This is a genomic window from Pelagerythrobacter marensis, from assembly GCF_036700095.1.
GTDB lineage: Bacteria > Pseudomonadota > Alphaproteobacteria > Sphingomonadales > Sphingomonadaceae > Pelagerythrobacter > Pelagerythrobacter marensis_A.
Genome location: NZ_CP144918.1, coordinates 2,504,965 through 2,525,100 on the forward strand (window position 1 = coordinate 2,504,965; position 20,136 = coordinate 2,525,100).

A 20,136-nucleotide genomic window follows, 5' to 3' on the forward strand; every position below is an offset into this window, starting at 1 on the left:
GAGGATCGAACAGCGTGGCGACCGAGCTGGATGACGCCGGGGTCGAGGATATCCGGCCGATCACCGGCCATGACCAGGCAAACACCAACAAGATCAACGAGCGCAAAGCCACTGCCATCGCCAGAAAGCGGCGCGAGCACCTTACGCTTTTGGCCGACCCCGAAGCCGACGACAGCGAAGGAAGCTCCGCCGATTTGCCGGAACGCGATACGTCCAATGTCGGAATGAAAGGAGGATATGGCGGCTAAGCTACTGAGAATATGGTGGACGCACTAGGGCTCGAACCTAGGACCCGCTGATTAAGAGCTAGCCATAAGCTCTTGTTATTCCTTGTCATTCTGCGTCATTTCGCGTCTTGGGGAACACGAAAACGTATCTTCGACCCGCTGATTCCGAGGCATATTGCTTCACGTCTGGTCACGCAAGTTCGGGCGCCCGGGACCCCCGTGATACCCACACGGAAGATCGTCGATTTTCTGGGTATCAGAGCGATGGAGGGGAGAGGCGGGGCGATCTTCTACGAAGCCTCGCAGCAACGTCATATCGATTGTGGGTGTTCGCGTCAGGAAAAATCCTGGTGCCGCTACGATGGTAACCTTGCGCGCGTTGGTAACGGATTCGTTATTCTCGAGAGGTGAAAGTCACGAGGTCGTTACTTCGTTGGATGGAATGGCCCTATGTCGAATTGGCAGACGGATTTGCCTTCTTGAGTGCGGCCGTCGCCGTGGATGTGAGCATGAACAGCCGATCAGGATGCATCGGGAAGGGGATGAACCCGAACGATCGATAAAAGTCCGACGCGGAACCGTTCTTCGCTTGAACCACGATGGCAAAGACGGCCAAATCTTGCGCCACATTGACAATTCGATGCAAGGCATCGGCTATCAAAATCTCACCAATGCCTTTGCCGCGTGATCGCTCGTGCCGGGCAAGCCGACCGATTAAAGCGGCTGGGATGTGATCGTAGCGAGGAAGCTTTGCGGCGACATCATCCGGCATTTCGTCCAATGACAGGGTGAATGCGCTTAAGCTGTAGAAGCCGACAATCTGTGAATCATCGTCAAGTGCGACAAAGACGCGCGCGACGTTCCGGCGCTCATCTTGCCCCGCGCGTTTCTGGAACCACTCGTCAAGCTCCGCCTCACCACAGCGAAAGTGCGAACGGTCGTGGCGCTTGGCGAGCGGTTCAAATGTGATAGCCAAGCAGGATCAGCCGACGACAGATTTATGGCGTTCAAATGCCTTGATCAGTCGATCGGCAGGCGCAGGCGGGTTGGCAACCGCTTTCAGGAAAGCGTCGGCGTCGGCTTGCGAAAGCCTCATGCGCTCATGTTCATCGAGCACGCGGCGCGCACCCTCATAAGCAAGGTCGCCAGCCGTCATGCCGCTCACAGCCATTGCACGCTTGATCAACGCTTTGGCAGACGTCGCCACGCGCAATTCCATGCGCTCGCGCTTGATTTCGCTGTGCTGGGTCTGGCGGGATGAAGCTGACACCATCACAAATTCCTTTCATGCATTCATATACGGCATTTTGCCGTGCAATACAATGTGGAACGGCTTACCGATCAGGAAACAGCTGAAATGTGATCAATAGAATCCTACGCTATCGATCATGACACCCATGCAGGGAGCGGCGGCGTGAACAAAAAGACAATCAAGCAACATGAGACTGATCGACTGGGTTGTGATGCTGCCGCCGAAGATACGGCATGGCAGGAACTGAAAGTCGTGCTGGAACACAGGATCACCGAGGGCGTGGCGGACGGCACATCAGCCAAAAATGTTGATGCCATCGTTGATGAGGAATTGAGCAAAGACAGCCCTGCTTGACCTATGCTGATGCCGGCCACGAAAAATTCCTGAACGGTAAAATTGCGGTCTCTGCCTCGCTCGATTTGTATAAATTTACCGATCGGGAACATTATTGTTGCATTTGGGCGAAAAGGCTCATAATATCCCGATCGGGAAAACCGTGATGCTCGACACCAACGCCATAGGAAAAATCGTCCGCGAGGAACGCAAGGCGCTGGGGCTGCGTCAGGCAGAGCTTGCCGCTGCCAGCGGCGTTGGTGTGAGATTCCTTGTGGACTTGGAGCGGGGCAAGCCGACCGTCCAGCTCGGCAAAGTGATGGCAGTCCTAGCGGCGTTGGGGTGCTCGCTCGATATTCGGCGACCGCAATGAGCGGGCCGATCCTCGATAGCCTGAGCGTTTGGTGGGGGCAGCGTATTGCTGGAACGCTTTCGATCGATCGCGGCGGCGCGATGCACTTTGCCTATGCGCCTGATTGGCTGACCGCCCCCGATGCGCCTGACTTGTCGCGCGCGATGCCCAAGCGCGAAACCGAATATGATGACGCCATCTGCAAAGCGGTCTTCGGTGGTCTGCTTCCCGAGGAAGGGCAGCGCACCGCGATTGCTCGCGCGCTTGGTGTTTCTCCCGACAACCCATTTCGATTGCTGGCGGCATTGGGCGGCGATGTTGCGGGCGCGCTCGCGTTTCTGCCCACAGGCGAGCATCCACCACAAGCGACGACAGGCGATCCGGAGCCCTTGGATGATTCGGCGCTTGCCGAACTGATCGAACGGCTGCCGCGCGTGCCGATGCTTGCAGGAGAAGGGGGCGCACGTCTCAGTCTCGCCGGCGCGCAGACCAAGCTCCCGGTCGTGCTCATAGGTGGCCAGATCGCCGTTCCCTTGCCCGGCCAACCTTCAACCCATCTGATAAAGCCCGAACCGGATCGTTTTCCGGGCCTTGCCGCGAATGAGGCCTATTGCCTCGCCCTCGCGCGCGCCGTGGGCTTTGATGCCGTGGATGCGGAATGGAGGCAGGTCAACGGGCGGCCCTATCTGCTTGTGACCCGCTACGATCGTGTGGCAGCGGATGGCGAAATCCGGCGGTTGCATCAAGAGGATTTTGCGCAGGCGCTGGGCGTTCCATCGAACCGCAAATATGCGGCTGAAGGCGGGCCGGTGTTTCGGGACTGCTTCGCCCTGCTGCGCGAGGCGGCAGCACGTCCGGCGCTTGAGGTGCTGAAGCTGGTCGATGCGGCCATCTTCAACGTCATCATCGGTAATGCCGACGCCCATGCGAAGAATTTCAGCCTGCTGCGACAGGAAGACGACGGCGGTCCTATCGTCCTCGCTCCGCTCTATGATCTGGTCGGCACGGTGATCTGGCCCGAGCTGTCTCCGCGCTTCGCAATGACGTTCGGTGGAGCCGGGACATTGGAGCAGTTGGAGGCCAAGCATTTCGATCGGTTCGCAGCCGATGCAGGCGTTGCAGCGCCCTTCGTGCGACGTCGGGCTTCGCAATTGGCGGAAGCCGTGGCCGATGCGATCGAGGGCGACTTGAACGTTACGGGGCTTGATAATCGCGAACTCATAGCGACTCAGGCGGACGCCATCCGGGATCGTGCCCAGCGTTTCATGTTCAAGGCTCGCGCGCGTAGTTGATAGCCGACACGTAATCGCGTGAGACCGAAAACCCAGAATCAGTGTCGCGGCACTTGGTCCGACTATCGATGCTGGCTCTCTATCCAAACGACCCCCCGGGTGCGGGGAGGCATGGTCACATCGCGTCACGCTGCACTTTCCTGTTTCAGGTCCTTCGCGACCCGGGATTTTCTTTGAGATTGGCGGAATTCCGTGATTATTGAAGTGTCATTCGAAAGGATGACACATGCAAAAGGCGCTGACTGCAAAGACCCTCGACGCCCTGAAGCCGCAGGCAAAACGCTACGAGGTTCATGATCTTCATTGCCCCGGCATGAGCGTCCGGGTCTCGGCGCAGGGCCAGAAGGTCTTCACGGTCAAGTTCCGCTACGGCCTTGAACAGAAGCGCATGAAGCTGGGCGTCTATCCCCGCATCTCGCTCGCCACGGCCCGCGAAAAGGCGATCGACATCTTGCGGCAGGTTGATGAAGGTATCGATCCGACCAAGCGCAGGCGCACGGCCAATATGAAGGTCGAGAATATCTGCCGGGAATTCATCCGGCTTCACGCATTGCCGCGCAACAAGAGCTGGCGCGAGGCTGAACGCATCTTGGATCGCGAATTCGTCGGCACCTTCGGGCAGCGCGACATTCGCGAGATCAAGCGGTTCGATGTGCTGGAAATCATGGACGCCGCCGTCGCGCGCGGTTCGACCTATCAGGCCAATCGCATCCATTCGAACATGCGCAAGCTGTTCAACTGGTGTGTCGAGCGCGGCATCCTTGATGCCAGTCCCATCAATGGCCTGAAGCCGTTGACCAAGGAGGAGTCGCGCGATCGGGTGTTGGAGGATAACGAGATCGTCCGGCTGCTGCGTGCTTGCCGCAACGATGTCTATCCTTTCCGCCAGTTCGTGCCGATGTTGCTGGCGACGGCGCAGCGCCGGGGAGAGTTGGCCGAGATGCGCTGGAGCGAAGTCGATCTCGACGCCAGGCAATGGGTCATTCCCGCCGAACGCTCGAAGAATGGCAAGCCGCATGTCGTGCCGCTCAGCGCCTTTGCGCTTGCCGTCCTTGATGAGGTGCCGCGTTTCCTCGATTGCGACTATGTGTTCACGACCACCCGCCGGTCACCCGTCAGCGGCTTTTCGAAGATGCTGCGCCGTTTGTCCGAAGGTTCCCAGACGTCCGGTTGGCGCTTGCACGATCTGAGGCGAACCGCCGCCTCGGGTATGGCACGGCTAGGCGTAGCGCCGCATGTGGTCGAAAAGGTGCTGAACCATATTTCGGGCACGATTTCCGGTGTCGCGGCTGTCTACAACCGTTATGGCTACGACAAAGAGAAACGCGACGCCTTGGAGCAATGGGGGCAACTGCTTGAGGGATATAACAAGCGAACTGAGTGAACTTTTCGGCGATGCCGTCATGCAAGAGATTGCCGATATCGCCGGTGTTGCGGGGAAGGGGGCGATTGCCGACTTACAAACCCGGTTGAAGGCGGTTGGCACTGAATATCGTCGCGTCATTTCCATCACACCATGCGACCTGCCCGGAGCGCCCTCGGGCGATACATTGTCGCAGCGGCTTGCGTGGGTGGATGCACAATTGCTCAATCCGGTTGAAAGACTGCTCGAGGCGCTTGAACCTGAAAATCGTCACATGCTGTCGCTATGGCCCGAGGAGCCCAATGCGGACCTGATCCCCGACTATGACGAGATCGCCGAGCAATTGGAGAACTTGCAATTGCTGGGCAAGAACCTCGCTATCATCATCGCGAAGTACCGGTTTCATGATCTGCCGCCCGGCCCGCTGATCCGATACCGGATCGTCGCCGCTATCGCTGAAGTGCTCGACGACGCACTGCCCGACCTTCGCCCCAGCCGGGGCACCTATGACGTCAGCACCAAACAATTCCATGGCGTCTATCCCGCATTGATCCGCCGCATCTTTCTGGAGATCACCGGCCTGCATGAGCAGTTGGACCGGCTGATCAAGGAACAGGTCGACGAACGCCGCCAGCGATGAACATGCCATCGGCTTGTCCGATGATGTGTTCATTCGCCTCTGTAGAATCTCTTCGCCGCGTGGTCCTAATAATTCGCCGTCATTGAACGCGAAGAAAGGACCAAATCATGACGGTATTGAATTCAAACAAGCTTCTACTGGTGCGACAGGACTTGCCACGCCTTGGCATCAACCTGTCTCCATCCACATTGTTGCGGCTCGAAGCGGCGGGGAAATTCCCCAAGCGCGTGCGCATCGGGGCGCATTCGGTGGCGTGGCTGGCTTCTGAAATCCATGCCCATATCGAAGCGCTTGCCGCTGAGCGGGAGGCGGCGTGATGCGCGTTCCCAATCGATTCACTTCACTCGCCGATGCGGCTCCAAGTTCGCGCAGCCACGATGCGATCGTCCGGTTCCTAGAAGAGGTGTGGGACTACTCGTCCACGGAATATACATTCCTATACACCCGCCGCGCTGGCACGAACCGAATGGTTCCGCATCCCATCCGAGGCGAACGAGCCAGCAAGATCGGCCGTTTGCTGGAACAGCGTTCGCCGGAAAACCACGACTACTATTTCTGCCCGAATCCATTTGACGCTCCCCGGAACACGAAGGGCAGAGCTATGGCGACGCGCTACGCATGGTCCGACATCGATGATGCCGACCCTATGCGCTTCAAGCCGCAGCCAAACGTCCTTTGGGAAACGTCTACGGGCCGCTTTCAGGGGCTGTGGATTTGGCGAAAGACTGTGCCGGCCTTTGAGGCCGAACAGTACACGAAGAACCTCTGGAAGCTCTATGGTGGTGACAGAGGAGCATGGTCAGCCAACAAGCTCCTGCGTGTGCCCGGTACGATCAACCACAAGCCTGAGCGGCATGGCGAGACAGTGCGTCTTGTCCATTATGACGCGCGGCCAAAACGGGTGCCGGAGGCAATTCGGGATCTGTCGGAGATGCACAAGCCGAGCTGCGATCGGGGCGGTGTCGATCCATCACGATATGATCCCCATGAAGTGATGCGACGCTACCGTCGGAGCATGGGCCTTGTCGCGGGCACGCTGATGACCGCGCGGATCGTGATGCGGACCGATCGATCCGGTGCGGTGTATCAAATCGTTTCCGCCATGGCGACTGCAGGGGCGACGGATGATGAAATCGCCGCCGTGCTGCTCGTCAATCCGTACTTCACATCCAAGTGGGGCAGCGATGTCGGCGAAGCCGAACGGCAAATCCTGCGCATCCGCAATCTTGTGGAGGCAGGCCGATGAGCGCCGGATCGAAGAGAAAGGGCCTCAGGTTGAAGGGCAGAGACCGTGGAAGGGAACTGCAATCCGCGATTGTGGAATGGCGCCTACGCGGAATGTCGAAGGCTCAAAGCATGCAATTGGCAGAACTGTTCGATGAGACCGCAAACTCGCCTCCACTAACGGACAAGGAGTTCGCAGAGGTGCTCGACCAAGCTTGGGCAGAAGTCCGTCAGATCAATAAGGAAGAGCATTTCAAAGACCTTGCCGAATTCGAGGTTCTGCCTGTTGAATATCTGATCGAGCCGCTTGTGCCGATCGGGTGTACATCAATCCTCGATGGCAATCCGGGAATGGGCAAGTCGTTTCTCAGTCTTGCCATGACGGCTGCCGTAACGGCAGGAGGCCAATTCTGCGAAAAGCAACCTGACCGAAACGGCCGCGTCCTGCTGCTCAACGATGAGGATGATCCCAGTCGGGTGTTGCTGCCGAGGCTTGAAGCGATGGGAGCGGATATCAACAAAGTCAGAGTGATCGATGCGCCGTTCACTCTGAATGATGATGGTGTCGAAATTCTGCGCCGACAAATCCGAAGCTACGACCCCACACTGGTCGTCATCGATCCTTTGACGAATTTCATGGGAGCTAGTGTCGATATGTATCGACCTAATGAAGCCAACGCATTTATGCGGCCGCTGCACCGGTTAGCGAAGGAGTTCGACATCAGCCTCCTGATTGCTCGCCATTTGCGAAAGCAGACATCTGAAAATGCCATGCATATGGGGCAAGGATCAATGGCGTTTGGCGGAGCCGTGCGATCGGGCATGATCGTCACGGCCCATCCAACACAACCCCAATGGCGTGTGCTTTCGCACTATAAGAGCAGTTACGCCCAAGAAGCGGTGTCTCAGGCTTTCGAGATTGGCACTCCTCCCAAGGGTGGTGGCGCTCGCATAATCTGGCGCGGACCGGTTGAAATGTCGGCCAATGAACTGGTGGCTTTGTCGTCCGTCCAAGAATCGGTGTTGGATCGGGCGGCGCGTGCCCTTGAGGACTATCTTTCCGAGGGAGAAGCCGAGGCGCGGGACGTTAAGGAAGCGATGAAAAAGAAGGGAATCCAAGAGCGCACACTGGACCGTGCGAAAAAGAAGCTGGGCGTAATCAGCGGTAGAGGGCCGGGAGCAACATGGAAACTGCCGGACTAAAGAGCGCCAAATGTGCTTATATACAATGTTGGCGCTCTTTATCGATCCGCGTCAGCTTTCGACCGGTGTGGTCAGCGCCTTCTTTGCCTCTTCCAGCGCCTTCGAGCCCGGCTCCCATTGCCACGGTTGACGTGCGACATGCTCCTTGCCGAGTGCGGATATTGCCTCGTCTGTTTCGCGGCAAGACGCAGCAGCATCCGGGCCTCGCGCGGGGTCATCTTCAATTCACGGGCGAGCTGGTCGAGCGTGACCAATTCGGGGTTGCCGCTGTCGGCCTTCTTCGCGTTGGTCGTCGTGGCAGCGGGCTTTGTGATTTTGGTCGTGGTCATGTCGGTCATCTCCTTTGGTTTGGGACCGACATTTCCATTAAGACGGGTTCCGGAGGCTTGTCAGGGCAAATCCCAGAAATCCTCATCGCATTCCATCAGGGGTATCGCGAACGTGGTCACACCGTCGGTGAAGACATATTCATCATCATCGCTCCCGATCTCGAAGGTGTAGCGATGGCCGTTCACATCGATGTGGATGATTTCGTCCGGCGTATAGATCACGTTGATAACCGCGCCGGGGAATAGTGCCTGCGCATGGGATAGAAGATGCAGACGGTCGCGGGGGTCGTCGTTGGACAAGATGGCCTCCTTTCGTTGACCATCACCTCATTAAGATCATCGCTGGCACGAAGTCAGGAAAAAGCCCGGAAATCCTGAGTTTTCTCTTCATCTGGTCGGCTTACAATTGGTCGCATGAAACGGGACTTTCGGTATTCAGATATTCCGATCCGATCGGCGGTGATCGCGTGGCAACCGGCATTCTTGCCTCGCTTCGCCGACAGCGCCCGGGTTAGCGAGGTTGCCGTTCTTCGGGAGGGGGATCGGCGAGAACGACAGTTCGGGATGATCCACGGCGCATGCTGGTGCGATTGGGCAGAGCAATCGGTAGAAGAATTGATCGATACGCTGGATTGGCTGAAAGGGGTAATGGTCAGCGAGCACGGCATCGCCCCGCATCGGATCAAGGCAGCCTTCGCCAACATCCCCGAATATCGCCAACGACAAACCCGTCAGGGCAGGGCGAGCCTTTAGGGAAGGCGATACGATTTCTCGTGCGGGGTCCCACTGGGGTACCAGCTATGATCAAGGCTGAAGATTCCTAGAATTCTGCGCTTATTGGGTTGAATGGCTCGAAATTTCGAAAAAGCGCACGTCGCGAAAGTGGCGGATTTCCGTCAGGACCCGCTGATATCAAATGAGGCCATCGAGTCGACGTGGATCGCAAAATTGCGTCTCTTTTTACCGTCTGATCGGTGCGCTGGGTCACCAGTGGGTACCAGACCATGATTTTCCATCATTCGCTTTATGATCAGGGTCGAATTGGGCTACCTGAGTCCCATTCGTTATCGGCTTTTAAATGCGATGAATGGTTTCTCGTGATGACACGTCCAGCTCAACGTGAGGGCAGCCACTTTGCCTTTGCTGACTTACATTGATAAATAGGGGCACACCCACGCATGGGAAAAAGCAAAGTAAATGAGGGCCTTGGGTTTGTTAGGTTTGTCCTAGTATGGTCAAGCCTAAGCCCTGTGTTTTTGCTCTGGTCGATTCGAGGTGTGGATGCAGTCGGAGACCACATTTGGATTCCTGTATGCTTATTTCTTTTTGCTCTACCTACGATTATTATTTATTTTATTTTCCGCCGAGTTCGGAAAAGTGAGAATGTAAAGACAATTGATATTGTCAACGCACGGGATCAACGGGAGCATTTGCTCACTTATCTTTTTGCTATGCTCATTCCACTGTTCGACGTCAATTTAGGCGGGACCCGAGACATATTAGCCGTCGCATTCGCCCTGGCGTTCGTCATGTTCTTGTTCTGGCACATGCGGCTTCATTACATGAACTTGATCTTCGCAATCTGGGGTTATCGGATCTATACGGTTGAGGCAAAAATTGGCACTACGGGGCGGGACCGGGAAGAGCGTCGATTGGTAACCTTCGCGATAATATCGCGGCAGCATCATCTATCCGATGGCTCAGCGGTAACAGGCTATCGACTAGGGGGGAACGTTCTGGTGGATAAAAACGATGATTGATCAGGAGTTCGATGTTCAAAACATCGCTGACGTAAATTTTGGCATATCTCTCAGAAGCAATGGAGATATGTATTTTATACCGACCGATGGCCCGACAAAAAACACTTTGAAGGAAACATTCACAAATACCAGAAATATTTTTGAGGGTCTTCCTGGTGACTGGGAACTACATGATATCTCGGAAGACTATGGTGCTCGTAGACGGATATACGCACCACGAAATAACGAATTCATGGCTGAGCTATCAGCAGTCTATAATGCCGGCACGCTCGATGATCTGACGAACATCCAAGATCACGCACACGATGTGGACTTCTACTTCGCGGAATTCCGAGATAACCAGCAACGGAGAGCGGTTGGTATTCGCAAAGCCACCAAGCTTAAAGGTACCTTGAATGCCCGGAACAGGCTGGTTCGGCTCGTTGACGATACTCTGGTGCTTATCCAAGACGCAGTGTTGCACCTAGACACGGAATTCGACGTCATCGTAACCGATGGAAAGGTCTTTATCTTAAATGCCCGTCAAACTGAGCAAGTCGCCAAGATCGTCCAGCACGTCGCCGCAACAGCCGCTGCTAAAGTGCAGGCAATTCATGATGCAATACCGTTTCTGGATTTGAGCAGGATAGCCGAAAAGATAGGAAGACATCCGCGTATGGCCCGCCATGCCGCCTCTATCGCCGCAAATCCAAACTTGGCAAACTTTCAGCGACCGCAGATTGAAGCGCTTGCCGTTCGGCATGGGATCAAGTTCAAAGAACTTTATGATGGGCGTCTACAGTGCCGCGTCACAGATGAAGCCAAGCTTTTAGAGCTTCTCGATGCTCGCCGCTATCATCTTGATTTGCAAGGAAATGGTGGAGATCCTTACCGGGCCACCGGCCGCCAACGCGTGACAGTATAGCTTTTTGCTCACCACTATGACCGCTTTCACCACGCGTACGGCCGCATATTACAACTCATTTTGCGCTCGAAGTAGGCATGGGGCACCGACGGATATTCTAACTCCTGTGGCAGTTGTCCTCTTCCCCTAAATTATATTCAAATGCTACCGGTCATCCCGCGCAAATGCTCACGGTAGAACTCGCGAGCAACGTGCTTCGCCTGCTTGAGTTCCTGTACTTTAGCATATCGATTCCGACCCCGTGGACGTGCGTAGCGGGTGTCGCCTTCAACCTGCCTGTGCAGTTTGCGCGCTTTGCGGCGGGCACGGGATAAGTCGTCCTCGCTCTGACTGGCATAGGTCAGCCTGTGGGCCTTGCGGGATGCAAATATGCCATCCGCGAGGAATAGCTGTCCGCACCGCGTACCAGTCAGCGGGCAGAGGAAATAGCAGCGATAGCCGCCATAGGGGCAGGGGACGCATTCGATCGCCGCTCGCTGGTCAGCGACATCCCCGGCAATGCGTATCGATGCGTCGTCCTCATCACTCAAATCGACGAAAATTCGAACCTCAAGCACCTGTAGGTCCTGATTTCGCCATCGCAATGTGTCATATGTGCATTCACCGGGCTTCAACAGTCGAGCGCGCTTCAGCACGCGCAGGTCGATGACGGGAAACTGCTCGACCGAGCCGCGATGGACGCTGCGCCTCCGCCCGGAATTGATGCCGCCCATGATGGCCTCTCTGTGCCGCTGATACTGGGCGATTATACGAAATAGTCTGGCGAAGATCAGGCGAAACCCCGGCCATACAGCTTTCCGTTGCTTGAAAGCGGCACCTGTCCCATACAGCTTGGTGATGCCGCCACGCACGGCATTGGGGATTAGTAACCCCGAACACAGCGGTTGGCCTGCCCGTAGCGGTCCACACTCCTTGACCTATGGTCGGGGAGCCTATGGCGTATGTCCAGGGCTCTCGGGCCTAAAGGCTATAGGGCCGACTGTGTTCGGTTTACTAACTCCCCGATCACCAGAGGATCAGGTGTGAAGTCGAAAGCGGGGGCGTACCGCCATCGACTTCCGGGGAGATACCCGAAATGCCGAGAGGAGCGCGCCACGTGGAGACGGGCATTCTGCGCCCGTCGCAATACGGCCTGTACGCACTGGAGATGGACGGTGGCGGTATCTGGCAGCTTGACGTTGGCTGGGGGTGGAAAGCTCGAAAGCTCGTCGGTCAACGCGTTACGGTCGAAGGCACCCGGGCAGGGTTCAACTTGCTGGATGTGAGGCGGATTAAGATCAAAGGCGAAGGCCGATCAAGATAATGAAATTGAGCTTCTGGGGTGCATGACAATTCAACATCGCATAAGAATGCCAGCTTGTCAGATAACGTTTGATGACAGCAGATTTGCCGATAGCGGACAAGCAACTCATGGCTATCAGGCCGCGACAGCCGACCATTGTTCGGTTGCGCATGGGCGCATCCGAACGCCGCGAATGTCATCACAGCGGGTAGTGGGCCTCGACGACGTAACAGTCATCGCGGATAATGGCACCATGTCTCGCATTGTCTATCTTGACCAGAACGCTTGGGTGACACTCGCAAAAGGTTCATGGGACAAGGAACGCTATCCGGAAGAGCACGCGGCGCTGACCAAGGTCGTCGGCATGGTGCAAGCTGGCTCGATTAGAATTCCGCTTAGCTTCACCAACATTTACGAGACCTCGAAGGTTAACGTGCCGCATCGGCGCGCCAATTTGGCCCGAACGCAGGCAGTGCTCAGCAGCGGCATCGTCTTTCGCGGACGGCGAAGAATTCTACGTGAGACGTTGGCCGCTTACCTCGCGGATAGGTGCAAAATCAACCGACCCGCTCCTCAGAAGCGATGGTTCCTGTCTGAATTGTGGTTTGAGGCAGCGGGCGATTACTCGCCTGAGAGCTATGGGTTCGTGATGTCGGAGCGCTTGCTAGCCCTCATCCGTCAGGATCCAGGCGGTGCGCTGCTCGACTACCTAGCGTTCCAAGACGAGGAAGTGAGGCTCGAGGCTGTGCGTCGCTACAGCGCCAGTTCGGCACAACTTATCTCACGAATTGAGTCTCGGCGCGCGGTGGTCGCCGGCGAGACTTTCGCAAAAAGGAAGCGAGCATACGGCGCCAGACTCATCATCGACGAACTCGACCTCATCTTCGATACCGCGCGTGCCCTAGGCCTAAATTGGTCCAGCGTCGCCGATATAGGATCATCGCTAGTTCGCAGCATGGTGGTTGATGTGCCAGTCCTAAACGTGGAGAGCGAGCTCGTCGTTCGTCTCGAAGATCAGGGACGAGCCATATCGGAGAACGACTTACGAGATATTGCCGCGTTCATGACGGTGCTACCACTCGCCGATGTGATCGTCGCCGAGAAGCAGTTCGTGAACCTCGCGCGCCAGGCTCGTCTCGACGAGCGCCATGAGACGATGCTGCTGACCTCGATCCTCGACCTCTAAGTTCGGGTTGGGCGATATCGCGGATTCTTTGGCGTATCGGCATATACCTCAAGGTGATCGCCATGTAGTTAATCTTTGGCTTGCAGCCACCATTTCATGGCCGCGTCGAGCACTGCGTGTGCCTCTTTTATGAGTTTGATGTCGCGCGCCCATTGGCCGTCAGGGCCTCCCCTGAATTTCTCACCATGAAGGTAGCTGTTTCTGACTCGGCAAACTCCTTGCACGATTAACCCGTGCACGTTTGTGAGAGGAGCAGGAGTTTCAGGCGCCCACTCAAGGTCGTTCATTAGCCTGCGAGGTGGTATGCCAATCAGTGTCTTGGCGACGCCCATTTCTACAACCGCACAAAAGAAGTCTTGCCCGAGTTCACGAGCAAACGCGTCCCAATCCGCTTGCGCTGCTTCTTTGTTGTGCCGAAGAATACCCGAGCGCTTCATTACGTACTCTGCCTCGCCGAATGCACGAGCGAAGTCGGAGGCGGCTTTGTAGGGATCATTCACCTGGATGCTCCGTATTTTCCAATGCTTCACTGGCCATGAATCACACCGCTAAATCAATTGGGAATTTCCTGAGGTCGGATTGTAAATGCCCAATACCACACAATATTGTTGAGCCGATTCCATGAGAAAATCCGACCGAGGTTGGGATAATCGGTTGCCATCTTGGAATGGCGCAATGCATTAGGATCATCGATCAGCGAAATGGGGCAAAAAACATCAGGGTCTGGGGAACGCACTGCTCGGCAAGGTCTGAGATACCAAGACCGCGCGTCTGCAACCCTTGCTTACCAAGCGATCTTGGACGGTACTCTCTCGTTCATTGCCCTTGCGGACGATCGGGCAGGCATGTTCGACGACCTTGTTCTGGGGATTGCTGGGCAGGTTATCGGGCATCAGTACAAATCCTCGACCAAGCCAAAGCCGGTTGGAGTTCGTGGACTGCTTCTGGGCAAGGAAAACGTCATCGCGGATTGTGCCGCCTCCTTCAAGGAGTTGGAGGCCGCATATCCTCGGAAGCACATCAGGGTGCGTTATGTCACATCGCATATCGCATCGGTCAGCGACAAAGGTCGGTTTGGCGTCAAAGGACGGGATTCACAGGACTTCTTTTTGGAGAAGGATCGGCATCCCGACTGGTCGCTGCTAGATTGGCGCGCTTCCGTCTGGCAACCTATCATCGACGAGCTAGTCAGCGCTTCAGGTCTCGACGAGCACGATTTTGAGCGCTTTTTTCACCGCTTCGAGATCGAACTGGGCGCCCCTCGGACAATTGAACTGAATCACACCTTGGATGCCTCGGTTCGCGGGCAAATCGTGGAGCTTGCCCGAGCAATTGGAGATTTGGTGGGGCGTGCCGAAGGGAAGACCTCTTGGACCCGTCGGGAACTACTCGATGAACTTGGATGGCCAGATCGGTTCCGGCAGCGCTTCGAGCATCGTTTCCCGCTTGGAGCACATGTTCAAAGTAATGAGCAAAGCGAAGCCGAACTCGAAGCAGCGCTGAAAAATCACAGCTCGGGATACATATGCCTGCTGGGTTCTCCGGGAACCGGAAAATCGACTCTGCTTGAACGCTTCGTTCAATCCGGCCCGAACCGCAAGGTCGTTCGGTATCTCGCCTACGTTCCAGGGACCGCGCAAGGTCAAGGGCGAGGTAATGACGCAAATTTTCTGGCAGACCTCAACAGTCAGCTCATCAGCTCGGGATTTCAAGCAAGCCGAGTTAAGGACGACACCCTCGAACAGCGACGCGAGACATTTCAAAGGCTACTCCAGCAAGCTGGAAAAGAATTTGAGACGAGCGGCCAGTCGACCATCATCGTGATCGATGGCCTGGATCATGTGCCTCGAGAAGAGAAGCCAGTCGCAAGTTTCCTTCGCGCGCTACCACTCCCAGCGAGTATCCCGGAAGGCGTCGTCTTCGTTCTGGGAAGTCAGCGAATTGATTTGGAGGACATTCCTCGCGAAGTGAGAGAACAAGCCTCACTTCCCGACCGAAAGATTGAGATTGCTCCCCTCACCGAGGCCGCCGTCAGCGAGATGGTCACTTCGATCGGACTCGCCAGCGAGATTGACTCAGCAGAGGTGTTTTCAGTCAGTTTAGGCCATCCGCTGGTCACGCAGTATCTGCTAGGAAAACTCCTCGTTGCCGATGCGGAAGAACGAAGAGTTCTCCTCGATGGGGGCTTCGAGTTCGACGGTGACCTAGAGAAGGTTTATCAGGCTGCCTGGCGCGAAGCTGAGGGAGCAGATCGCGAGGTAGCGAAGGTTCTTGTCACGCTAAGCTTCGTCGAAGGGCGAATAGAACCCGAGTTGCTAGCGGCTTGTCTATCCAGTTCAGCCGTCGACAACACCTTCAAATTAGCGCACCATCTAATCGATCATTACAACCGTGGTTGGCTGATCTTCCATAACAGCTTTCGTCTGTTCCTACGCCAGAAGACCATAACGCTTTATGGGGCCCCCGACCCGGATTTCACTGTCATTGCGATATATCGCCGGCTCGCAAAAGTTGCCAAATCGGCCCCAGCCACCAGCGCACAACGATGGCTCGAATTTCGCTACCGGTATCTGGCTAATGATCACGCCGAAGCAGCCGCGATCGCTTGCCGTAGGTACTTCGTGACCCAATTCATAGATGGTCGAAGAAGCGACGAAGTTAGCAATGACATTGAGGACGCATTTGCCTGCCTCGATGCTGGCGAGACACCCGTGCAACTTTTCGATCTGATGCTTGCAAAGGATGAAGTCTGGAGGCGCCAACAAGCCCTAGAGATGGCGGAGCAACTTGTCGCAGCGCAAATCGCTGCGGGTGACCTTTATTCTGCCGAAGCACAACTCGACGCCAATCATGTAGCTGGAGATGAATGGCTGGTGGTCAAGGCTTTGCTTGAAGATGGCCAGCCTGAGCGCGCGCGGGCAATCTTTGACAGGGAAAATCCTTGGGACTGGTATGACGACCATCATTCGGGAGGAGAAGACTCCGCGAACAAATGGGCGGATTTCGCCGTGGTCCTGCTCGATGACGAGCAGATCGAACGCCGTATCAAAATGCCTGACGTCAAAGGTGATAATGACAAGCAATCATTCTATGGCCAGACGCGACAGCAATATCTTGATGAACTGCGCTTCGCGCTTGCAAGAGCCATGCTTCGCCATGATCCGAATTGCAGCGTCGATGACGTGGTCTCCCGGTTCATCATCATGGCTGGAGCGCACCCCATCCTTTATGCGGAAAGCGCAGAAGCGAAAGTTCGGGCGTCGCGCTATGAAGAAGCGCTAGCTTGCCTCGGCGACTACGAAAAATGCCAAGGCATTGAAGACGTGCATGGCTCTTGGCACCTCCATGCTGCCAACCTGGCAATCGCATGCCGTCACAGTGAACTCGCCACCCGTCTCTTTGCAAAGGCCAAGATTCCCGATCTATGCAATCTTGAGCACCGCTCTGAGGAAGTAGCCGACGCGGTCCGCTACCTCATTCGGTATTGTGTCGTCGCAGCTCAACTTGGCGCGAGTCCGCCCCAGCCAGCTCTGCCAAAAGAGCACCTCTTCAAGGCAATCCAAAACCATGCGGTGCGGTTGGGCACCCGGATTGGCAAACTGCGGCAAGACGCCGCTGATGCAACGACGGGTGTATCAGCGCAGATCAAATCGTCTCTGGAGTTTATTGCGGGGGCGGTTGCTGACCGGCGTGATGATGTTCTCTTGGACTACCATGTTCGCAAAGCGGACCAACCGCTCTTTGACGCGATCTGTGAGATCGTACGGCTTAGCCCGGACGCTGCGCCTGACTTCGCCAGCAATTTCGAGGCGTGCCTTAAACTGTCGGTTTGTACATTCAGGGGATCATTGCCGATTGTCCGCAAATTCACTGAAACCATGTTCAATTTTGATGGGGATGCTGCAGCGGCAGTAGCGCGGCTTGAAAGGTCACGTCGAGAAGTCGACGGAGCCCGCTCGCCGCAGGAAGCAATCGACGGACTCGCCGAACTTGCGATCGTGTTCGGGAAAATCGGTCTCCAAGAGCGAGCGCGTGAATTGCTACATGAAATGCGAAAGATGTCCTTGGGCAGTTATGCGGCGGCCAAGAAGGACGGGCAGTACCTTCTTTGGGCGGATTTGCTTGAATTGGCCAATCGCATGGATCCGGCGCAAGCAGCGGAACGGTCATTCATGATGTTGCGCCTAGTGGCGGGCGTGGACGACAGCGACGCGCACGACCAAGCGTGGCGCATTTCCAAGACTGTTTTGGTGGAAGCGATTGCCAGTGGGCAGGAAGAAGCGTGGGATGCCTTCGAATGGGCGAAGGCAACGGGTGTTTGGCGCTGGGATGCGCTCGTGGATGCGGTCGCTAGGGGGATAATGCGGAGGAGACCAGACCTATCGATTCCAATCGCGATTACCTGGACCGCCCTTTGCCTTCCCTATTATGATGAGGTTTACAACAGCGTAACACGGACTGGCGAATATCTGCGGGAGCTGGTTTCTGCGACGCCCGAGGCGCAGCTCCCCGAAGTCGAACGCATTATTGTTGCTGGCATTGAACGCGATGCCAGATCCGAACTTCGGCCAAGGCTCCTTCGAGCATTCCGCGACGCGCTGGCTGATTGCGGTCCTATTTCGCCGCTCGTTTCAGCGGCAGTCGATAGATGGAACGCTGAGCCTGCATTTGACACTGAATATTCGTCGGATGAGAAAGTTTTGCCTGACTACTTCCAGCTGCAATCCTTTGAAGATGTGGAACAAGCCGTGGCGCTCGAACGACAGCGTCGAGAGGCACAAACGAGCGTTTACTACGGCAATTTCGTAAATGGCACGCTGGGGAAACGCATAGGGCGCATTATCCAGGAGCGACCTTGGCCCGAGGTTCATGCATTTGCTTTGCGTAACCCAGAGCTTGTACGTGACCGGCCGATTAAGGAGGCGTTGGCAAGGGCAGCAATCGCGGCTGGAGAAGTCGACTACGCCGAGACTTCGTTACTACCTGAGAGGCCAGAAAGGGATGGTTGGGGTGGTTGGGCCAGTCGAGACACGCTAGAATATCATAAGGCGCGGCACGTCTTGGGTTTTGCTGATGCTCACAAACGCGCGCAAGATGATTTTGTTCGCGACCTCTCTGAAGGGGGCTATGGCACCGGCTCGGCGTTATACAGCATCGATGAGATATACCCGATGCTGTACAAGGACATTGATTGGCCAGCATTGTGGGACCGCCTCGCGGAGCAGGTCGATGGCTATCGCGATTATCAGAAGGTTGAGCCCATCCCGCGCAATGACGACGTGGCGCATGACGACATTGACCTACTAACTCGCCTCTTTCTGGAGGCAGTAACGTTCGGCGTGTCGGATCCGTGCGAGCAAGCGACCAATGGGCTTCTCGAACTAGTCAGGGCTGGCGCACCTGAACTTTTCTGCAGGACATGCAGCCGTTTGCTTGAAGGTGAAGGTCATGCAGTGCAACTCGGCGCCCGCCTCCTGATTGAAGCCCATGACAATCAAGCGGTCGCGACGAAGTTTCGTCATGAATTAGGCAAGCTCACTGCGCACGAGGATACCTGCGTCGCGGCAATCGGTGAGATATTGGCCGACTTTTGGGGCGTCGACGCACACATGGAAGCTGCTGATCTCCCGCCTCTTTATTCTCTCGAACTTCCACCTCTGGATGAGACTTCAGGTCGATCCCTACGCGACGAAGCATCGCTGGGTCCTGTTATCGACGATCCTGCAGCGTGGACCGAAGGATTCAACCAGTGGTTGGAGGCACTCTCCCGGTATTCCGAAGTGCCTGTCAGCACTCTCCGGCGTCGCGTCGCGCAGCTAATCAACCAATGGGGGGGAGTTGAAAAATATGGAGCGAAGGCGACGAAGCAGCTTGAAAATAGCCTTTCTCCTCTTGGCTTGCTGCTTCCCTTTGTGCGCCCACATATAGGCATCTGCTTGCGAGCATTTCATGTGGTTGTCGGTGAACTCTGGCGTGCATCACGGCTCTCCGAAAGGGACGTGGACGTTCTTCTTCATCGGTTGACGGGGGCCCCGGTGCTTCCACCCCATGTCCCCCAATTGTCTCGTCCCGTCGACATCGACTGGCCAACCTTTCCGGAAGATACGTGGAGTACGGATGGAATAGAATGGATCGAGGCCGAGGATATAAGGCGGCATTGCGTCTCGCCCGCGGTTGTGGGCGAATGGGCGCGCCTAGTAATGTATAAGTCAAATTCGCTCTACACTGAGGAAATGCTGGTCGCGCGCGGGATCGAGGACGGCGCGTTCGAGGACCTAGACCGGGCAATCGGGAAGCTGCCAATTGCCTTTTGGGCTGCCGGGAGAATGATGGTCGACTCAGAGCGCGCAGCAGAAATGGTTGGCATCGTGAATTTGCGGACTTCGCTCGTAGGCAACCGGCCCGAGGTGCTTATTTTCGATCCCTTGCTGGCCCAGATGCTAGGCTGGCACCTGTCGGCGGATAACCCGTTCACTTTCGTTGATTCACAGGGAAAAGCAATGGCCACGACGCGCTTTTGGCGTGATGGGTGGCAACAAGAAATGAAGCATGCACGTGCCTTTCGCTGGGCTGAGGGCCAACGGGTTGAGCTTACAGAAGCCGGACAGGCGGAAGTCGAACGGCAAGGCTGTTTGCCTCCGTCAGTCACTGCGAGGTGGCGCACACACAAGCCGCACTCGTCAAAAACTGAACTTGCATCGCAATGGAGAAGTGACGGCGAAGTTCTGTGACCCCATTGGGACCCACGCGGGAGGTCCCCCCACCCGATCATCTGTAAGTCGTTGAAAA

20 protein-coding genes are annotated in these 20,136 nt (G+C 56.1%); 14 read left to right on the forward strand and 6 right to left on the reverse strand.

Going from position 1 to position 20,136, the window contains the following annotated elements:
• Positions 1-14: 14 nt before the first annotated feature.
• Positions 15-248 (forward strand): hypothetical protein, encoded by a 234-nt coding sequence (locus V5F89_RS11890; RefSeq protein WP_338445842.1) that lies wholly within the window; start codon positions 15-17, stop codon positions 246-248.
• 427 nt (positions 249-675) lie between these two features.
• Here V5F89_RS11890 and V5F89_RS11895 read toward each other — a convergent pair whose 3' ends face one another.
• Positions 676-1,203 (reverse strand): GNAT family N-acetyltransferase, encoded by a 528-nt coding sequence (locus V5F89_RS11895; RefSeq protein ID WP_338445843.1) that lies wholly within the window; start codon positions 1,201-1,203, stop codon positions 676-678.
• 6 nt (positions 1,204-1,209) lie between these two features.
• The gene (locus tag V5F89_RS11900) at positions 1,210-1,500 is read right to left on the reverse strand and encodes a DUF1778 domain-containing protein (RefSeq protein ID WP_338445844.1); all 291 of its coding nucleotides are present in this window, start codon (positions 1,498-1,500) and stop codon (positions 1,210-1,212) included.
• Positions 1,501-1,641: 141 nt separating this feature from the next.
• On the opposite strand from V5F89_RS11900, the gene V5F89_RS11905 reads away from it, so the two are divergent.
• The 8 genes from V5F89_RS11905 to V5F89_RS11940 all read left to right on the forward strand — a co-directional run bounded on the left by V5F89_RS11905 (position 1,642) and on the right by V5F89_RS11940 (position 7,886).
• Positions 1,642-1,833 carry an antitoxin gene (locus V5F89_RS11905; RefSeq protein WP_338445845.1) on the forward strand — a complete coding sequence of 64 codons (192 nt, stop codon included), beginning with the start codon at positions 1,642-1,644 and terminating at the stop codon, positions 1,831-1,833.
• A 145-nt stretch (positions 1,834-1,978) separates the two neighbouring features.
• Positions 1,979-2,185, forward strand: a complete 207-nt coding sequence (locus tag V5F89_RS11910; protein ID WP_338445846.1) for a type II toxin-antitoxin system Y4mF family antitoxin — start codon at positions 1,979-1,981, stop codon at positions 2,183-2,185.
• Positions 2,182-3,456, forward strand: a complete 1,275-nt coding sequence (locus tag V5F89_RS11915; RefSeq protein ID WP_338445847.1) for a type II toxin-antitoxin system HipA family toxin — start codon at positions 2,182-2,184, stop codon at positions 3,454-3,456. Before V5F89_RS11910 ends, V5F89_RS11915 begins: the two co-directional genes overlap by 4 nt.
• 226 nt (positions 3,457-3,682) lie before the next feature.
• Entirely contained in the window at positions 3,683-4,840 is a 1,158-nt protein-coding gene (locus V5F89_RS11920) for a tyrosine-type recombinase/integrase (RefSeq protein WP_338445848.1), read from the forward strand.
• 19 nt (positions 4,841-4,859) lie between these two features.
• Positions 4,860-5,459, forward strand: a complete 600-nt coding sequence (locus V5F89_RS11925; RefSeq protein WP_338445849.1) for a hypothetical protein — start codon at positions 4,860-4,862, stop codon at positions 5,457-5,459.
• Between the two features lie 107 nt (positions 5,460-5,566).
• Positions 5,567-5,776, forward strand: coding sequence for a helix-turn-helix transcriptional regulator (locus V5F89_RS11930; RefSeq protein ID WP_338445850.1), 210 nt, complete (start codon positions 5,567-5,569; stop codon positions 5,774-5,776).
• A complete protein-coding gene (locus V5F89_RS11935) occupies positions 5,776-6,705 on the forward strand; it encodes a DNA-primase RepB domain-containing protein (RefSeq protein ID WP_338445851.1) in 930 nt (309 codons plus the stop codon). Before V5F89_RS11930 ends, V5F89_RS11935 begins: the two co-directional genes overlap by 1 nt.
• 110 nt (positions 6,706-6,815) lie before the next feature.
• On the forward strand, positions 6,816-7,886 hold the full coding sequence (locus V5F89_RS11940) for an AAA family ATPase (protein ID WP_338445852.1): 1,071 nt from the start codon (positions 6,816-6,818) through the stop codon (positions 7,884-7,886).
• Between the two features lie 71 nt (positions 7,887-7,957).
• On the opposite strand, the gene V5F89_RS11945 is transcribed toward V5F89_RS11940, so the two are convergent.
• Complete coding sequence (locus V5F89_RS11945; protein ID WP_338445853.1) at positions 7,958-8,215, reverse strand: hypothetical protein; 258 nt, start codon at positions 8,213-8,215, stop codon at positions 7,958-7,960.
• Positions 8,216-8,275: 60 nt separating this feature from the next.
• The gene (locus V5F89_RS11950) at positions 8,276-8,515 is read right to left on the reverse strand and encodes a hypothetical protein (protein ID WP_338445854.1); all 240 of its coding nucleotides are present in this window, start codon (positions 8,513-8,515) and stop codon (positions 8,276-8,278) included.
• 114 nt (positions 8,516-8,629) lie between these two features.
• Between V5F89_RS11950 and V5F89_RS11955 the strand changes: the two genes are divergently transcribed.
• Complete coding sequence (locus V5F89_RS11955) at positions 8,630-8,968, forward strand: hypothetical protein (protein WP_338445855.1); 339 nt, start codon at positions 8,630-8,632, stop codon at positions 8,966-8,968.
• Between the two features lie 999 nt (positions 8,969-9,967).
• Positions 9,968-10,879 carry a Kiwa anti-phage protein KwaB-like domain-containing protein gene (locus tag V5F89_RS11960; RefSeq protein ID WP_338445856.1) on the forward strand — a complete coding sequence of 304 codons (912 nt, stop codon included), beginning with the start codon at positions 9,968-9,970 and terminating at the stop codon, positions 10,877-10,879.
• A 137-nt stretch (positions 10,880-11,016) separates the two neighbouring features.
• On the opposite strand, the gene V5F89_RS11965 is transcribed toward V5F89_RS11960, so the two are convergent.
• Complete coding sequence (locus tag V5F89_RS11965; RefSeq protein ID WP_338445857.1) at positions 11,017-11,592, reverse strand: hypothetical protein; 576 nt, start codon at positions 11,590-11,592, stop codon at positions 11,017-11,019.
• Between the two features lie 362 nt (positions 11,593-11,954).
• On the opposite strand from V5F89_RS11965, the gene V5F89_RS11970 reads away from it, so the two are divergent.
• Entirely contained in the window at positions 11,955-12,182 is a 228-nt protein-coding gene (locus tag V5F89_RS11970; RefSeq protein WP_338445858.1) for a DUF5818 domain-containing protein, read from the forward strand.
• A gap of 22 nt (positions 12,183-12,204) precedes the next feature.
• Positions 12,205-13,347, forward strand: a complete 1,143-nt coding sequence (locus V5F89_RS11975) for a hypothetical protein (protein WP_338445859.1) — start codon at positions 12,205-12,207, stop codon at positions 13,345-13,347.
• A 68-nt stretch (positions 13,348-13,415) separates the two neighbouring features.
• Here the strand turns inward: V5F89_RS11975 and V5F89_RS11980 are convergent, their stop codons facing one another.
• Positions 13,416-13,847, reverse strand: a complete 432-nt coding sequence (locus V5F89_RS11980; RefSeq protein WP_338445860.1) for a hypothetical protein — start codon at positions 13,845-13,847, stop codon at positions 13,416-13,418.
• Between the two features lie 345 nt (positions 13,848-14,192).
• Between V5F89_RS11980 and V5F89_RS11985 the strand changes: the two genes are divergently transcribed.
• On the forward strand, positions 14,193-20,078 hold the full coding sequence (locus tag V5F89_RS11985) for an ATP-binding protein (protein WP_338445861.1): 5,886 nt from the start codon (positions 14,193-14,195) through the stop codon (positions 20,076-20,078).
• The last annotated feature ends 58 nt before the right edge of the window (positions 20,079-20,136 follow it).

Excerpts from the sequence above, each read along its gene's own strand:
- V5F89_RS11930 (WP_338445850.1), top strand. The coding sequence starts at position 5,567 with ATGACGGTATTGAATTCAAACAAGCTTCTACTGGTGCGACAGGACTTG.
- V5F89_RS11925 (WP_338445849.1), top strand. The coding sequence starts at position 4,860 with ATGCAAGAGATTGCCGATATCGCCGGTGTTGCGGGGAAGGGGGCGATT.
- V5F89_RS11985 (WP_338445861.1), top strand. The coding sequence starts at position 14,193 with ATGTTCGACGACCTTGTTCTGGGGATTGCTGGGCAGGTTATCGGGCAT.
- V5F89_RS11960 (WP_338445856.1), top strand. The coding sequence starts at position 9,968 with ATGATTGATCAGGAGTTCGATGTTCAAAACATCGCTGACGTAAATTTT.
- V5F89_RS11965 (WP_338445857.1), bottom strand. The coding sequence starts at position 11,592 with ATGGGCGGCATCAATTCCGGGCGGAGGCGCAGCGTCCATCGCGGCTCG.
- V5F89_RS11900 (WP_338445844.1), bottom strand. The coding sequence starts at position 1,500 with ATGGTGTCAGCTTCATCCCGCCAGACCCAGCACAGCGAAATCAAGCGC.
- V5F89_RS11940 (WP_338445852.1), top strand. The coding sequence starts at position 6,816 with ATGCAATTGGCAGAACTGTTCGATGAGACCGCAAACTCGCCTCCACTA.
- V5F89_RS11955 (WP_338445855.1), top strand. The coding sequence starts at position 8,630 with ATGAAACGGGACTTTCGGTATTCAGATATTCCGATCCGATCGGCGGTG.
- V5F89_RS11920 (WP_338445848.1), top strand. The coding sequence starts at position 3,683 with ATGCAAAAGGCGCTGACTGCAAAGACCCTCGACGCCCTGAAGCCGCAG.
- V5F89_RS11970 (WP_338445858.1), top strand. The coding sequence starts at position 11,955 with ATGCCGAGAGGAGCGCGCCACGTGGAGACGGGCATTCTGCGCCCGTCG.
- V5F89_RS11910 (WP_338445846.1), top strand. The coding sequence starts at position 1,979 with ATGCTCGACACCAACGCCATAGGAAAAATCGTCCGCGAGGAACGCAAG.
- V5F89_RS11945 (WP_338445853.1), bottom strand. The coding sequence starts at position 8,215 with ATGACCACGACCAAAATCACAAAGCCCGCTGCCACGACGACCAACGCG.
- V5F89_RS11935 (WP_338445851.1), top strand. The coding sequence starts at position 5,776 with ATGCGCGTTCCCAATCGATTCACTTCACTCGCCGATGCGGCTCCAAGT.
- V5F89_RS11915 (WP_338445847.1), top strand. The coding sequence starts at position 2,182 with ATGAGCGGGCCGATCCTCGATAGCCTGAGCGTTTGGTGGGGGCAGCGT.
- V5F89_RS11975 (WP_338445859.1), top strand. The coding sequence starts at position 12,205 with ATGACAATTCAACATCGCATAAGAATGCCAGCTTGTCAGATAACGTTT.